The organism is Nonomuraea sp. NPDC002799 (assembly GCF_053592075.1).
The window spans coordinates 60,435-74,251 of sequence record NZ_JBSFVA010000042.1; the positions used below are offsets into that span (position 1 = coordinate 60,435).

Annotated in this window: 10 protein-coding genes and 1 rRNA gene; 6 read left to right on the forward strand and 5 right to left on the reverse strand. The window is 71.0% G+C overall.

Translation table 11 applies throughout. From position 1 onward, the window contains the following. Positions 1-200: 200 nt before the first annotated feature. Complete coding sequence (locus tag ACWD0F_RS44065) at positions 201-899, forward strand: alternative oxidase (protein WP_449887901.1); 699 nt, start codon at positions 201-203, stop codon at positions 897-899. On the opposite strand, the gene ACWD0F_RS44070 is transcribed toward ACWD0F_RS44065, so the two are convergent. Beyond that, on the reverse strand, positions 896-2,350 hold the full coding sequence (locus tag ACWD0F_RS44070) for an MFS transporter (RefSeq protein ID WP_449887903.1): 1,455 nt from the start codon (positions 2,348-2,350) through the stop codon (positions 896-898). The two genes, ACWD0F_RS44065 and ACWD0F_RS44070, sit on opposite strands and share 4 nt — an antisense overlap. A gap of 55 nt (positions 2,351-2,405) precedes the next feature. Between ACWD0F_RS44070 and ACWD0F_RS44075 the strand changes: the two genes are divergently transcribed. From ACWD0F_RS44075 to ACWD0F_RS44090, 4 genes are read left to right on the forward strand one after another with little or no spacing between them, the layout of a single operon-like run. After that, on the forward strand, positions 2,406-3,107 hold the full coding sequence (locus ACWD0F_RS44075; protein WP_449887905.1) for a TetR/AcrR family transcriptional regulator: 702 nt from the start codon (positions 2,406-2,408) through the stop codon (positions 3,105-3,107). 12 nt (positions 3,108-3,119) lie between these two features. Then, on the forward strand, positions 3,120-4,748 hold the full coding sequence (locus ACWD0F_RS44080) for an AMP-binding protein (RefSeq protein ID WP_449887907.1): 1,629 nt from the start codon (positions 3,120-3,122) through the stop codon (positions 4,746-4,748). A gap of 57 nt (positions 4,749-4,805) precedes the next feature. Further along, entirely contained in the window at positions 4,806-6,422 is a 1,617-nt protein-coding gene (locus ACWD0F_RS44085; protein ID WP_449887908.1) for a PucR family transcriptional regulator, read from the forward strand. A gap of 42 nt (positions 6,423-6,464) precedes the next feature. Then, entirely contained in the window at positions 6,465-6,848 is a 384-nt protein-coding gene (locus ACWD0F_RS44090) for a cupin domain-containing protein (protein WP_449887910.1), read from the forward strand. Between the two features lie 75 nt (positions 6,849-6,923). Here the strand turns inward: ACWD0F_RS44090 and trpS are convergent, their stop codons facing one another. Then, positions 6,924-7,886 (reverse strand): tryptophan--tRNA ligase, encoded by a 963-nt coding sequence (gene trpS, locus ACWD0F_RS44095; RefSeq protein ID WP_449887911.1) that lies wholly within the window; start codon positions 7,884-7,886, stop codon positions 6,924-6,926. A gap of 271 nt (positions 7,887-8,157) precedes the next feature. On the opposite strand from trpS, the gene ACWD0F_RS44100 reads away from it, so the two are divergent. Next, a complete protein-coding gene (locus tag ACWD0F_RS44100; protein WP_449887912.1) occupies positions 8,158-9,627 on the forward strand; it encodes a phosphodiester glycosidase family protein in 1,470 nt (489 codons plus the stop codon). Positions 9,628-9,676: 49 nt separating this feature from the next. Here the strand turns inward: ACWD0F_RS44100 and ACWD0F_RS44105 are convergent, their stop codons facing one another. The 3 genes from ACWD0F_RS44105 to rrf all read right to left on the reverse strand — a co-directional run. Next, a complete protein-coding gene (locus ACWD0F_RS44105; protein WP_449887914.1) occupies positions 9,677-9,925 on the reverse strand; it encodes an Lrp/AsnC ligand binding domain-containing protein in 249 nt (82 codons plus the stop codon). A gap of 64 nt (positions 9,926-9,989) precedes the next feature. After that, positions 9,990-12,899, reverse strand: coding sequence for a tetratricopeptide repeat protein (locus ACWD0F_RS44110; protein WP_449887916.1), 2,910 nt, complete (start codon positions 12,897-12,899; stop codon positions 9,990-9,992). Positions 12,900-13,729: 830 nt separating this feature from the next. Beyond that, positions 13,730-13,817 (reverse strand): 5S ribosomal RNA (gene rrf / locus ACWD0F_RS44115); the annotation flags it as partial.

The following is a 13,817-nucleotide window of genomic DNA, read 5'->3' on the forward strand; positions in this document are numbered from 1 at the left end:
AACCGCAACCTGTCGGCGTGCGGTCAAATCAGGTTACATGCTGTAAATCCACCCCCTAGGGGATGTCCCGTGCGCCGGGCGATGTAGGGATCGCCGCCCGGCTACGCCGCCGGAGGCAGGGCGGAAGAGCACTGGCGGGCGACGACCGGGGCCGCCTCCGTCGGCGACGATCAGGTCATCGAGACGAAGGAGAGATCGCGATGACCATCACCGCCGACCACCGCACCGAGGTTCCGTCCGGCCCGCCCAAGCTCGACCGCGACCGGCTCCGCCAGGCCCAGCAGGACACGCTGGACACCCCGCGGATGGCCTACAGCCTGCTGGCCACGATGATGTTCAAGCCGGTGGACCTCCTGTACGGCAGGAAGGGCTCGTACACGAAGTTCGCCATGCTGGAGATCATCGCCCGGGTGCCGTACCAGGCGTGGGAGCGGATGGGTTACTGGGCCGTGCACCGGCACGCGGGCCGCTCCGCGCTGGCCAGGAGGGTCTTCGAGCGGATCGTGGCGGCCCGCGCCGACCAGGACAACGAGCAGTGGCACCTGCTGATCGTGCAGGACCTCGTGCAGCGCGCCGGGCAGAAGCAGACCTGGCCGCTGCACAAGGCCGCGCCCTGGCTGATCGCGTTCTTCTACTACCACGTGTCCTGGGTGTTGTTCCTGGTCCGGCCCGACTGGAGCTACCGGCTCAACGCGGAGTTCGAGGACCACGCCGAGCACGAGTACATGACGTTCGTGGCCGAGAACCCGGACCTCGACTTCGTGCCCGACCCCGGCACGTACGCCGCCGAGTACGGCCGCTACCGCTCGGTGGCCGACCTGCTCCGGCAGATCGGCCACGACGAGCGCACCCACAAGCTGGACAGCCTGGAGGCCATGCGCGAGCCCCGTGTCCGCTAGACCGTCTCAGGGGTGGGCTCGGGGGCCACGACCGGGGCGGCCGGGCGCAGCACGACCACCGCGAGCAGCGCGGCGGCCACGCAGAACCCGGCGCCCACCCACGAGCCGAGATGCATGGCCGAGGTGAAGGCCGTGTTGGCCACGTCGCCGAAGCCCATCGGATGCGCGGCGCCGATCGACTCCCTGGCCGCAGCGGGCACGCCGGCCGGCATCTGCGAGGTGTACCGCCCGGCCAGCACGCTGCCCAGGATCGCGATGCTCAGCGCCATGCCGACCTGCTGGACGGTGTCGTTGAGCGCCGAGCCGACACCGGCGTGGTCCACCGGGATGGCGCCCATCAGCGAGCCGTAGGCGGACGGGCCCGCGAGCCCGCCGCCGACACCCATGATCACCAGGCCGACCATCAGCGGCGGATACCCGGTGCCCATGGCCATGACGGCGAAGCCCCCGGCCATCAGCAGCAGCCCGGCACCGATCAGCGCCCGGTTGCCGACCTTCTGCCCGAGCGCGGCGCCCACGCCGTTGAAGACGGCGGCGGCCGCGGCGTAGGGCAACATCGCCAGGCCGGCCCGCACCTCCCCGTAGCCCAGCACGTACTGCAGATACTGGGTGAGCATCAGCATCACGGCGCCGGCGCCGAACGACATCAGCAGGATCGAGAACGACGCGCCGCTGAAATTGCGGTTGGCGAACAGGTGCAGCGGCAACATCGGCTGCTCCTGGCGGCGCTCCCAGACCACGAACGCGCCCAGCGCGACGACCGCCAGCACGATGACCGGGATGTTCCACTCGCGTTCGATGATGACGTAGACGCCCGCGATCAGGCCCACGATCGACAACACCACGCCCACCGGGTCGATCCGCCGGCCGGCGGCGCGGGTCTCGGGCATGAGCACGACGGCGGCCACGATGGCGACCGCCGCGATCGGGACGTTCAGCAGGAAGATCGAGCCCCACCAGTAGTGCTCCAGCATGAAGCCGCCGAGCGTCGGCCCTGAGACCATGCCCACCAGGGCCACCGCGCTCCAGGCCGCCATCGCCTTGCGCCGCTCCGCCTCGTCGAACACGGTCATCAGGATGGACAACGTCGAGGGCATCATGATCGCGCCGCCGATGCCCATCAGGGCCCGCGCGCCGATCAGTTGCCAGGGCTCGGTGACGAGCAGGGCCAGCAGCGACGCGCCGCCGAAGAAGACCAGGCCGACGATCAGGAACAGGCGGCGGCCGTACTTGTCGGACAGGCTGCCGGAGGTGAGCAGCAGGCCGGCGAAGGCCAGCACGTAGGCGTCGATGATCCACTGGATGTCGGACGGCGTCGCGCCGATCTCCTCGCTCAGGGAGGGGATGGCCAGGTTGAGCACGGTGTTGTCGACGACCAGCACCAGAAGCGACAGACAGAGGACGCCGAGGATCCACCAGCGACGGGGGTCTCGTACGGTGTTCGAGTTCACTCGCACACCGTACGACATTCTTCGTACAGTGTGCGAGTGCCTTTATTGTTATGACATGACCGGCAAGTCCTTCAGCTCCGTCTGGCTCCGCGAGCCGCGCAAGGCCACCAGCCCCGGGCGCAGCCGCGAGGAGATCGTGCGGGCCGCCCTCGAACTGCTCGACGAGGAGGGGCTCGCCGGGCTCAGCATGCGCAAGCTCGGCGCGAAGCTGAGCGCGGGCGCCACCAGCCTCTACTGGTACGTCGCCAACAAGGACGAGCTGCTGGAGCTGGTCTACGACGAGGTGTGGGGCGAGATGACCGTCCCCGACCCCGAGCAGGTGGGCTGGCGGGACTCCGCCTCGGCCCTGGCCTACAGCATGCGCCACGTGATGCTGCGCCACCCGTGGTCGGCCGACCTGATAGGCCGCCTGCCGGCGCTCGGCCCCAACGCGATGCGCACCGCCGACCGCATGCGCGCGACGCTCAAGATCGCCGGGTTCACCGGCATGGAGATCGACTTCGCCAACGCCACGCTGACCGCGTACGTGTTCGGCATGACGACCCCGGAGATCGCCTGGAACAGCGCGACGTCCGACCACGCCTACGACGCCGGCGAGATGCGCGCCTCGGTCGCCAGGGCCGCCGCCCAATTCCCCGATCTGCTCGAGCGGATCACCGTGGACGATGGCGAGGATCCGCAGGTCCTGCGCGAGATGTGCTTCGACTTCGGCCTCGTGTCGGTGCTGGACGGCCTTGAGCGGCGGCTGGCGACGTAGCAGGATCCGGGCATGGACGATTTTCGTGCCGCCCGGGATTTCCTGCTCGACGCCGATCCGGCCACCGCCCGCCGCGACTTCCGCTGGCCGGAGCTCACCGAGTTCAACTGGGCGCTCGACTGGTTCGACGGGGTACTGGCGGCGGAGACGCCCGGCGCCGTCGCGCTCAAGATCGTGGGCGCGCGTCAGGCCACCTACACCTTCGCCGAGCTCTCGGCCCGCTCCGGCCAGGTCGCCGGGTGGCTGCGCCGGCAGGGGGTGCGCCGGGGCGACCGGATCCTGCTCATGCTGGGCAACCAGGCCGAGTTGTGGGAGTGCCTGCTGGCGGCGATGAAACTGGGCGCGGTCATCATCCCCGCCACGACGTTGCTGACCACCAAGGACATCGCGGAGCGGGTCGAGCGCGGCGGCGTCTCCCATGTGATCGCCAACGCGGCCGACACCGGCAGGTTCGAGGCGGGCGCGTACACCAGGATCGCCGTGGGCGAGGCCGGCGGCTGGCTGGCCTACCACGACGCGTACGCGGAGAGCGGGCCCTTCACCCCCGACGCGCCGACGCGGGCCGGCGACACGCTGCTGCTCTACTTCACCTCGGGCACGACCTCGCAGCCGAAGCTGGTCGAGCACACGCACGCCTCCTATCCGGCCGGGCACCTGTCGACCATGTTCTGGATCGGGCTCAGGCCGGGCGACGTGCATCTCAACGTGTCCTCGCCGGGCTGGGCCAAGCACGCGTGGAGCAACGTGTTCGCGCCGTGGAACGCCGGGGCCACCGTGCTGATCCACGACTACGCGCGCTTCTCCGCCCCCGCGCTGCTGGAGGTGCTGCGGGAGGAACGGGTGACCACGTTCTGCGCGCCGCCGACCGTGTGGCGGATGCTCATCCAGGAGGATCTGGCGGCGTGGCAGCTGCCCCTGCGCACCGCCGTGGCGGCCGGCGAGCCGCTCAACCCCGAGATCATCGACCAGGTGGCCAAGGCGTGGGGCCTCACGGTCAGGGACGGCTACGGCCAGACGGAGACGACGGCGCAGATCGGCAACGCGCCGGGCGATCAGGTCCGGCCCGGGTCCATGGGCCGGCCGCTGCCCGGTTACGACGTCGTGCTCATCGATCCGGTCAGCGGTGCGGCCGGGGACGACGGGGAGGTCTGCCTGCCGCTGGACGAGCGCCGCCCCCTAGGTCTCATGTCCGGATATGTCGGTGGATCTAGTGAAGCCATGCGGGGCGGTTTCTATCACACGGGCGACGTCGCCACCCGTGACCAGGACGGTTACCTCACCTACGTGGGCCGGACCGACGACGTCTTCAAGGCCTCCGACTACCGCATCTCGCCGTTCGAGCTGGAGAGCGTGCTGCTGGAGCACGTGGCCGTGGCCGAGGCGGCCGTGGTGCCCGCGCCCGATCCGGTGCGGCTGGCGGTGCCGAAGGCCTATGTGACCCTGGCGCCGGGATTCGAGGCGGACGAGACGACCGCGCGGTCCATCTTCGAGCACTGCCGGCGGGAGCTGGCGCCGTACAAGCGGGTGCGCCGCCTGGAGTTCGGCGAGCTACCCAAAACGATCTCCGGCAAGATCCGCCGGGTCGAGCTGCGCGTGCGCGAACCTCGCCGGGAATTCCGGGAGGACGATCTCAACCCGTGACAAAGCGTAAATCGGCGTGGAGCCGTTCTTACAAATTGATCGGCTAGGCTCTGCCCCGTGTTGCCCACCATCGCCGACGTCCTCGCCCTCGAAACCGTGCGCCGGGGCAGCCCGCGCGTGGTCGCGGGCGCCGACCGGCTCGACACCAAGGTGCGGTGGGTGCACGTGGGCGAGATCGCCGACATCGCCCATCTGCTGCGCGGCGGGGAGCTGGTGCTCACCACGGGCGTCGCGCTTCCCGAGGACCCGGAGAAACTCGCCGACTACATCGGCGAGCTTTCCTCCGTCGGCGCCTCCGGGCTGATCGTCGAGCTGGGGCGCAGGTTCGTCCGCGAGCTGCCGCGCGCCGTCGTCAAGTCGGCCGAGGAGCACGGCTTCCCGGTCGTCGTGCTGACCCGCGAGACGCCGTTCGTGCAGATCACCGAGTCGGTGCACGCCCGGATCATCGACATCCAGCTTGAGGAGTTGCGGGCCTCCGAGCAGTTGCACGAGGTCTTCACCGAGTTGTCGGTCGAGGGCGCCTCCCCGGCCGAGGTGCTCGCCCAGGTGGCCCGGCTGTCCGGCCGGCCCGTGCTGCTGGAGAACCTCGCCCACCAGGTGCTGGCGTGCGAGTCCGCGGGCCGCGACGCGGGCGCGCTGCTGGCCGGGTGGGAGTCGCGGTCCCGGGCGGTGACGACGGCCGAGCGCACCGCCTACGATCCGGCCGCCTCCTGGCTGGTCACCACGGTGGGGGCGCGCGGGCAGGACTGGGGCCGGCTGATCCTGATCTGCGACGCCGCGCCGTCGCCGCGCGACATGGTGCTGGCCGAGCGCGCGGCCACCACGCTCGCCCTGGGCCGCCTGCTGGAGCGCCACCAGGAGTCGCTCGAACGCCAGGCGCACGGCACGATCATCACCGGCATCCTGACCCACGCCTACGCCGACCCCGACGAGGCCGCCGCCCGCGCCCGCGCCGTGGGCGTGCCGCTCACCGGGCGCAAGCTGGTCAGCGTGGTCATCCGGCCGACGGAGCCCGTCGACCAGGCCCTCGACGGTCAGGCCCAGCTCGGCGAGCTGGCCGAGGCCACCGCCGCCGCCTGCCGCGACGCCCGGCTGCCCGCCCTGGTCGGCGCGCTCGACCAGGAGCGCGTCGGCATCCTGATGCCGCTGCCGCCGCGCACCCAGGCCGAGCCCGCGCTGACGGCGCTGGCCGAGCGGCTGCGCGTGTTGTGGCGGCCGGGCTCGGCGTTCGTGCTGGCGGCGGGCTCGGTGGTGGAGTCCATCAGGGACGTACGCCGCAGCTTCCTCGAAGCCGAGCAGGTGGCCGACGTGGCCGTCCGCCAGCCGGACGGCCGGGCCTTCTACCGGCTGCCCGACCTGCGCCTGCGCGGGCTGCTGCACCTGCTGCGCGACGACGCCCGGCTGCAGACGTTCGCGGAGCGGGAGCTGAGCCCGCTGCTGGCCCACGACGCGCAGCGGGGCGGCGACCTGACCCGCATCCTGCGCATCTATCTCGACGCCGGCCGCAACAAGGCGGTCGCCGCGCAGAAGGCCCACCTGTCCAGGCCCGCCTTCTACGACCGGCTGCGCCGGCTCGAACGCATCCTCGACACCGACCTCGACGACGTCGAGTCGTGCCTGTCCCTCCATGTGGCACTCCTGGCACTGGAGTCCTTCCGCAGGGAAGCCCGCTGAGCGGGAACCCATCTAACTGCTTAATGTGCTGAAATGAGCGATATGTCTGATGTGTTGATCCCCGATATGGCCGACCTCGGCCGCATGCTGGCCACCGCCGGCGCCTTCTCCGTCCCCGTGCACGACGTGCGGCTGACCCGGAAGGAGCTAGCCCCCGAGCAGATCGTCTCGGGGAACCCCGTCACGTCGTCGCTGGATCTGGGCGACGGCCGGGGCATCTGGGAGATCACCCCCGGCGTCGTGACCGACGTGGAAAGTGATGAGATCTTCGTGGTCCTGTCGGGCCGGGCCACGATCGCCGTCGAAGGCGGCACCACGATCGAGGTCGGCCCCGGAGACGTGTGCCTGCTGGCCGAGGGCGCCAGGACGACGTGGATCGTGCACGAAACGTTGCGCCAGGTCTATCAGAGCCGCCGATCCGGCTGACGCGCGGCGTCGCGCGCGCCGCCAGGGGCACCCGGCACCCGCGACGCCTTCGTGCAAAAAGCCCATCGCCGTCCTTCAGAAGCCCATCGCCGCCCGTACCTCGTCCAGCGTGGCGATCGCGCGTTCGCGGGCCGCCGCGTTGCCCTCGGCGAGGATCTGTCTCGCCGCCGCCTCGCCGAACTCGCGGCGGCGCTTCCTGATCGGCCGCAGGAACTCGTTGACCGCCTCGGTGACCAGGCCCTTGAGCGCGGCGGCGCCGCCGGTCCCGATCTCCTCGGCGATCTCCTGCGGCGGGCGGCCGAGACAGAGGCCGGCCAGCGTGAGAAGGTTCGCGACCCCGGGCCGGCCTTCCTCGTCGAACGTGATCAGCCGCTCGGAGTCGGTGCGGGCCTTGCGGATGAGGGCGGCCGTTTCGTCCTCACCCGCCGACAGGGCGATGGCGTTGCCCCGGCTCTTGCTCATCTTGCCGCCGTCGAGCCCCTTGAGCAGCGGCTGCTCCCCCATCAGGGCCTCCGGCACCGGGAACACCGCGCCGTAGCGCTCGTTGAAACGGCGGGCCACCAGCCGCGTCACCTCCACGTGCGGGAGCTGATCCCTGCCGACGGGCACCAGCGTGCCCTTGCAGAACAGGATGTCGGCGGCCTGATGCACCGGATAGGTGAACATCAACCCGCTGACCGCCTGCTGCGCGCTGTGCGCGATCTCGTCCTTCACCGTGGGATTGCGCCGCAGCTCGGCCACCGACACCAGGCTCAGGAACGGCAGCAGCAGCTGGTTCAGCTCGGGGATCGCGCTGTGCTGGAAGATCGTCACCTTGGCCGGGTCGAGGCCGACGGCCAGGTAGTCGAGGAGCAGCTCGGTGATGTTCCGCTGGATCTCGCCGGGCAGGTCGCGGTCGGTGATCACCTGGTAGTCGGCGATCAGCACGTACATCGGGCAGGTGTCCTGCAGCCTGACCCGGTTGGCCAGCGAGCCGAAGTAGTGGCCCAGGTGCAGCGGCCCGGTCGGGCGGTCGCCCGTGAGAACGACGTCGTTCATGGTGGTGCTCTCCTTCAGGTCAATGCCGTCCGGAGGAGGACCCGCGTCGCATGAGAGGCCGTCTCCAGGACGGCCCGCACATGGGGGGATCAGCGGCCGTCTACCGGCCGCCACCACATGCAGATGCGAGTCATACACAGATGGTATCGACTGGTAGCCACCAGGCGGTGTCAATCTCGTAACCTCTTTACTCGATTGGCGTGTTCTCCTGCCCCGGCGACCTTGATCTCGCCACTATGGTGCGGTCCCTTTTCCGCCCTCAGGAGAGTTCATGTCTCGACGCATCCTCGCCGGCGGCCTGGCCACAGCCGCGGCGCTCACCCTCACCGTGTTGCCCGCGACGGCGGAGCAGTCGTCGGTGCGGTTCCCGTCGGCCAGATTCCCGCTGGGTACGCGGCCCGTGCCGACCAAGGCCATGACCACCGTGACGCAGGGCATCGACCTGTACGACGTGAAGGCGGGCACGTCGACCGACGGTTACACGGTGACCGTCCTCATGCCGAGCGGCCGCGACTACGGGGCGCTCGCGACCGCCGAGGCCAGGGTTCCCGAGGTGGAGGCCGCCGGGGAGGCGCCCACCGTGCAGAAGGTGATCCGGCCCAGCGTCGCCGACGCGCCCTCTCAGACCGTGTACATGGTGCGGGTCGGCCTGTGGTCCCTGGAGGAGAAGAAGAAGGCCGAGGAGACGGCCAAGAAGCTCAAGGACGCGGGTCTGAAGGTCAAGGTCGACTACCTCGGCGACGACGGCCTCAAGACCACGGGCCCCTGGGACGCCAAGGTCGTCATGATCGACGCCAGGACGTTCCGCGGCAGCTACGCCGCCTCGCTCGGCACCAGCGTGGCCAAGCGCGAGACCGTCTCGTCGATGGCCAAGGCCCAGGGCGCGGTGCTCGGCGTCAACGGCGGCTTCTTCAACATCCACACCGCCAAGGAGCTGCGCGGGGAGCCGGTCGGCGCGTCCGTCGTCGGGGGCAGGCTGCTGAGCGAGGCCGTTCCGGGCCGCTCGGCCGTGGTGCTCAGGGGCCGTACCGCCAAGATCACGGAGCTCAAGTCGACCGTCGTCGCGCTCTCGCAGGACGGCGCGCGGACCGAGGTCAACGGCATCAACCGGGCCGCCGCGGCGGACGAGCTGGTGCTGTACACCGAGGAGTACGGCGCCAAGACGCCGGCCGACGGGACCGACGCGGTGCTCGACGCAAGCGGCAAGGTCGTGGGCCTGCGCGCCTCGGGCGCGGCGGTCGCCAAGGGCACGCGAGTGCTGCACGGCAACGGCCTGGCCTCCGACTGGCTCAACGAGCACGCCTGGGCGGAGTGGACAGTCAAGGTCGACACCAAGGTCGTGGACCTGCGTACCAAGAAGGCGCTCGCGCTGACCCCGGACCTCAGCGTGATCGCGGGCGGCGTCGGCCTGGTCAGGAACGGCAAGGTGAAGATCACCGCCAAGCGTGACGGCCACGACTCCATGAACATGATCCTCCGCCGCCACCCGCGCACCCTGCTCGGCGTCAGCCAGAACGGCAGCCTGATCCTGGCCACCATCGACGGCCGGCAGCCCGGCCTGACGGTCGGGGCGAGCTTCCACGAGGCGGCGCAGTTCATGCGCTGGCTGGGCGCCAAGCAGGCGATCAACCTGGACGGGGGCGGCTCGACGGCGATGGTGGTCGGCGGCAAGCCGGCCAACCGGCCGTCCGACGGCTCGGAGCGCGGCGTGGGCGACGCCCTCCTGGTGCTGCCCAAGTAACCCGGTGCGAGGAGCGGGGCCCACGGCGGTGGGCCCCGCTCCTCGCGTCTCAGCCCGCCACCGGCAGGCCCGTGTACCGCTTCACCACCTTCATCGCCAGATGCGAGGTCACCTGCGCCACCCCCGGCAGCCCGGACAGCGTGGCGGAGTAGAAGCGCTCATAGGCGGCCAGATCCGCCACGGCCACCCGCAACAGGAAGTCCGGATCGCCGAACAGCCGGTGCGCCTCCACCACCTCGGCCATCCCCGCCACCCGGCGCTCGAACTCGGCCACCGTGTCGCGATCCTCATACTTCATCACCACGGAGACGAACGCCTCGAACCACCTTCCGTGTGGTCACAACGGCCACCCTCGACGCCCATCAACCGTCTTCCGTCCAGTAGGCGAGCTGATCCCTGGTCGCGCGGGTGGCCGGATGGTCGGGGCCGAGCACCCGCTCCCTGACGGGCAGCAGCGCCGCGTAGTGCGCGCGGGCCGCCGCCGCGTCGCCCGCCTGGCCGGTCCACCGCGCCAGCTCGTGCCGGATGATCAGAGTGGACGGGTGCTCCGGGCCGAGCACGCGCTCGCGGATCGGGAGCAGCTCGGCGTAGTGCTCCCGGGCCGCCGCCGCGTCCCCGGCCTGGCCGGTCCACTGGGCGAGGTTCGCCTTGGCGGTCAGGGTGTCGGGATGGTCGGCGCCCTGGACACGCTCGCGCACCGGCACCAGATCGGCGTACAGATCCCGGGCCGCCGCCGCGTCACCCAGCTCGCCGATCCAGCGGGCCAGCTCGTGGCGGATGGTGAGCGTGTCCGGGTGGTCGGGGCCGGAGACCCGCTCCCGTACGTGGACCAGCGCCGCGTACTGGTCCCTGGCCGCCCGAGCCTCCCCCAGCTCACCCGTCCACCGCGCCAGCTCATGCCGGTTGATCAGGGTGGAGGGATGCTCCGGGCCCTGCACCCGCTCGCGGATCGGCAGCAGCGCCGCGTACTGGTCGCGGGCCGCCGCCGGGTCCCCGGCCTGGCCGGTCCACTGGGCGAGGTTCGCCCGGGTGATGAGGGTGTCGGGGTGTACCGGTCCCGACACCCGCTGTCGTAGAGGGAGCAACCTCGCGTACTGGTCGCGGGCGGCGACCGGGTCTCCCGCCTTGCCGGTCCACTGGGCGAGACTGTGCCGGGTGGTCAGGGTGTCGGGATGCTCGGGGCCGAGCACGTGCTCGCACCTGGGCAGCAGGGCGGCGTACTGGTCGCGGGCCGCCGCCGGGTCGCCCGCCTCGCCCGTCCACTGGGCGAGGTTCGCGCGTACGGTGAGGGTGACGGGATGCTCGGGGCCGAGCGTCCGCTCGCGGATCGGCAGCAGGGCCGCGTACTGGTCGCGGGCGGCGACCGCGTTCCCGGCCTCGCCGGTCCACTGGGCCAGGTTCGCCCTGGCGGTGAGGGTGTCCGGATGCTCGGGCCCCTGGACGCGCTCCCGTACCGGCACCAGATCGGCGTACAGGTCCCGGGCCGCGACCGCGTCGCCCAGCTCGCCGGCCCACCGCGCCAGCTCATGCCGGATGGTCAGCGTGTCCGGATGCTCGGGCCCCTGCACCCGCTCCCGTACCGGCAACAACTCCGCATACTGCTCCCGCGCCGACGCCGCATCACCCAACTCCCCCGTCCACCGCGCCAGCTCATGCCGGATGGTCAGCGTGTCCGGATGCTCGGGCCCCTGCACCCGCTCCCGAACCGGCAACAACTCCGCATACTGCTCCCGCGCCGACGCCGCATCACCCAACTCCCCCGTCCACCGCGCCAGCTCATGCCGGGCGGTCAGGGTGGCCGGATGCTCGGGTCCCATACTCGTGGTGAGCGCGTCACCGATCTCCTGGAACAGGGATCTGGCGGTGCGGTAGTCGCCGCTGGCGCCCAGGTACTGCCCGGTCTTGTCCATGCCGGGCGAGCCGGGCTTCAGCACCCTGCGGATGTGCGGCAACAGTGCGGCGTACCTCGGCCAGTTCCTCGCCTGCGCCGGCTGGTCCGGCAGCACGGCCTCCAGGAGCACGGCCGCGGCATTGCCCCAGCGGCGCTGCTCGCGGGAGGAGAGCCGGTCGAGGGTGACCGCCTGGATGAGGCGGTGCACGGACACGGTGCCGTCCACCGGCGGGCCGATGAGGCTGAGGCGGCGCAGCGCGCCCACGGCGGTGTTGATCGCCAGAGCGTTCTGCGGCAGCTCCTGCATGACCAGCATCGCGCCGATCCAGGGACGGAACCCGCGCAGCCGGTGCACCCGCGAGTTCCGCAACCGCCCGTACGCGCGATGCCGCCGCATGTCGGCGTTGCACAGCTCGCGCGGCGAACGCCGTTCGAGCTGCCCCAGCAGCAACTGGTAAGGGATGGCCTCGTAGGAGTAGCACGCCAGCACCCGCAACAGCGCGATGGCCTCCGGGTTGGCGCGGGCCAGCCGCTCGAACGTGAGCTGCCACGTGGTCGTGACCAGCTCGCGATGCCCCCACGCCTGCCCCTGCGCGAGCAGCTCGGCGCGCTGACCGTGCAGCAGGTCGAGGTACTCGGCCACGGTCAGGCCCGCCTCGGCCATGTACGCGGCGGCCTGTTCCAGCGCCAGCGGCAGCGCGCCCAGCTCGACCGCCAGCGCCGCGGCGGCCACCCGGTCGTCCCGCCCGGACCGCGCCAGCACCAGCGCCACGGCCGGATCCGGCTCCAGCACCGGCAGCTCCAGCGCCTGCTCGCGCGGCCAGCTCCCCGACCGGCTGGTGATCAGCACATGCCCCGGCCCCGCCGGCGGCATGAAGGGCCGCAGTAAGTCGATCTCCGGTGCGTTGTCGAAGATCAACAACCATGGCTCGGTACGTGCGGCGAGCGCGGCGTGCACCTGGTCCACCGGATCGGCCGCGTCGGCCACGCCCCGCGAGCCCAGCAGCGCCGCCAGCCGCGCGAACGCCGCCGACAGGACCGCCGGGTCCTCCGCTGTGAAATGCCACACGAGCCGATAGTCCCGCTGGTGACGATAGGCGTACTCCAGGACCAGGCAGGACTTGCCCACCCCGCCCAAGCCGTGCACCGCCACCGCGCACGGGCTCACCGTCACGGCGGTCAGCCGCTCCCGCAATCCGGCCACCACCTCCTCCCGCCCGAGGAGGCGGGGCGGCCGGGGTGGCAGGTGTACGGGACGGGTGGGGATCTGAGGGCGGGACGCCACGTGCACGTCACCGACGACCTTGACATGACCACCGGTCACGGCGATGGCCCCGTCACCGGTCATGGCCACACCGGTGTTGCCACCCCCCACGGCCACCGACCGCTCCGCACCCGCCTCAACACCCCTTTCGCCCCCCGACCCCCCCACTTCACTCTCCAGGCTCGCACCCTCACCCGCAGGCCCTCCCGAGACCGAACCTCCACCCTCGGGCCCTCTTGAGCTCGAACCTCCACCCTCGGGTCCTCCCGAGCTTGAACTCTCGCCTTCAGGCCCTTCCGAGCTTGAACCGTCACCCCCAGGCCATCCCGAACCCGCACCGTCACCCGCACGCCCCGGGCCTGGATGCGAACCCGCACCCCCGCCCTCGGGCCCAGCCGAACCCGCACACCCCGGACTTGTAGCCGATCCCGCACCCGCTGAGCCCACCTTCGCGCCGTGACCACCATCGGCCGCACCATCGCCGCCGTCGCCGTCGGAAGCGACCTCGGAGAGAAGCACTGACGCACCCGACGGAACCCGCGACCGCGAGCCCGACTCCGGCCATAACCCCAACCACGAGCCCGACCGCAGCCACGACCACGAGCCCGACCACGGGGACGCCCACGACCACAGCCACCGGAACGGGGACCGGGACCGGGACCCGGGCTGGGACCTGAACGGGGCGGTGAGTCTTAACCAGTCGGCGAAGAGGCCCGCCAGTCCTGCTGCTGCCAGGACGGTGAGCGAATGCGGTGTGACCGTTCTAACGGATGAGTGCGGACCCCGGCTATTACGCCCAGCCGGCCCTGATGTCTGCCCTGAAAGGGGAGAAGCCGTCACCCTCCCAGAGTGACGGCGTCACGTGCACCTCGCCACCACAATAAGGAATGGCGTACAAATGCGAAAAGGGCCCGACGCGTGAACATCGAGCCCTTCCCCCAAAAATTGTCCGGCGGTGACCTACTCTCCCACACCCTCCCGAGTGCAGTACCATCGGCGCTGGGAAGCTTAACTTCCGGGTTCGGAATGTAACCG

What these genes read in the sequence shown, in the direction of transcription:
- ACWD0F_RS44090 (WP_449887910.1), top strand. Translation starts at nt 6,465, where the DNA reads ATGTCTGATGTGTTGATCCCCGATATGGCCGACCTCGGCCGCATGCTG.
- ACWD0F_RS44075 (WP_449887905.1), top strand. Translation starts at nt 2,406, where the DNA reads ATGACCGGCAAGTCCTTCAGCTCCGTCTGGCTCCGCGAGCCGCGCAAG.
- ACWD0F_RS44100 (WP_449887912.1), top strand. Translation starts at nt 8,158, where the DNA reads ATGTCTCGACGCATCCTCGCCGGCGGCCTGGCCACAGCCGCGGCGCTC.
- ACWD0F_RS44105 (WP_449887914.1), bottom strand. Translation starts at nt 9,925, where the DNA reads ATGAAGTATGAGGATCGCGACACGGTGGCCGAGTTCGAGCGCCGGGTG.
- trpS (WP_449887911.1), bottom strand. Translation starts at nt 7,886, where the DNA reads ATGAACGACGTCGTTCTCACGGGCGACCGCCCGACCGGGCCGCTGCAC.
- ACWD0F_RS44065 (WP_449887901.1), top strand. Translation starts at nt 201, where the DNA reads ATGACCATCACCGCCGACCACCGCACCGAGGTTCCGTCCGGCCCGCCC.
- ACWD0F_RS44080 (WP_449887907.1), top strand. Translation starts at nt 3,120, where the DNA reads ATGGACGATTTTCGTGCCGCCCGGGATTTCCTGCTCGACGCCGATCCG.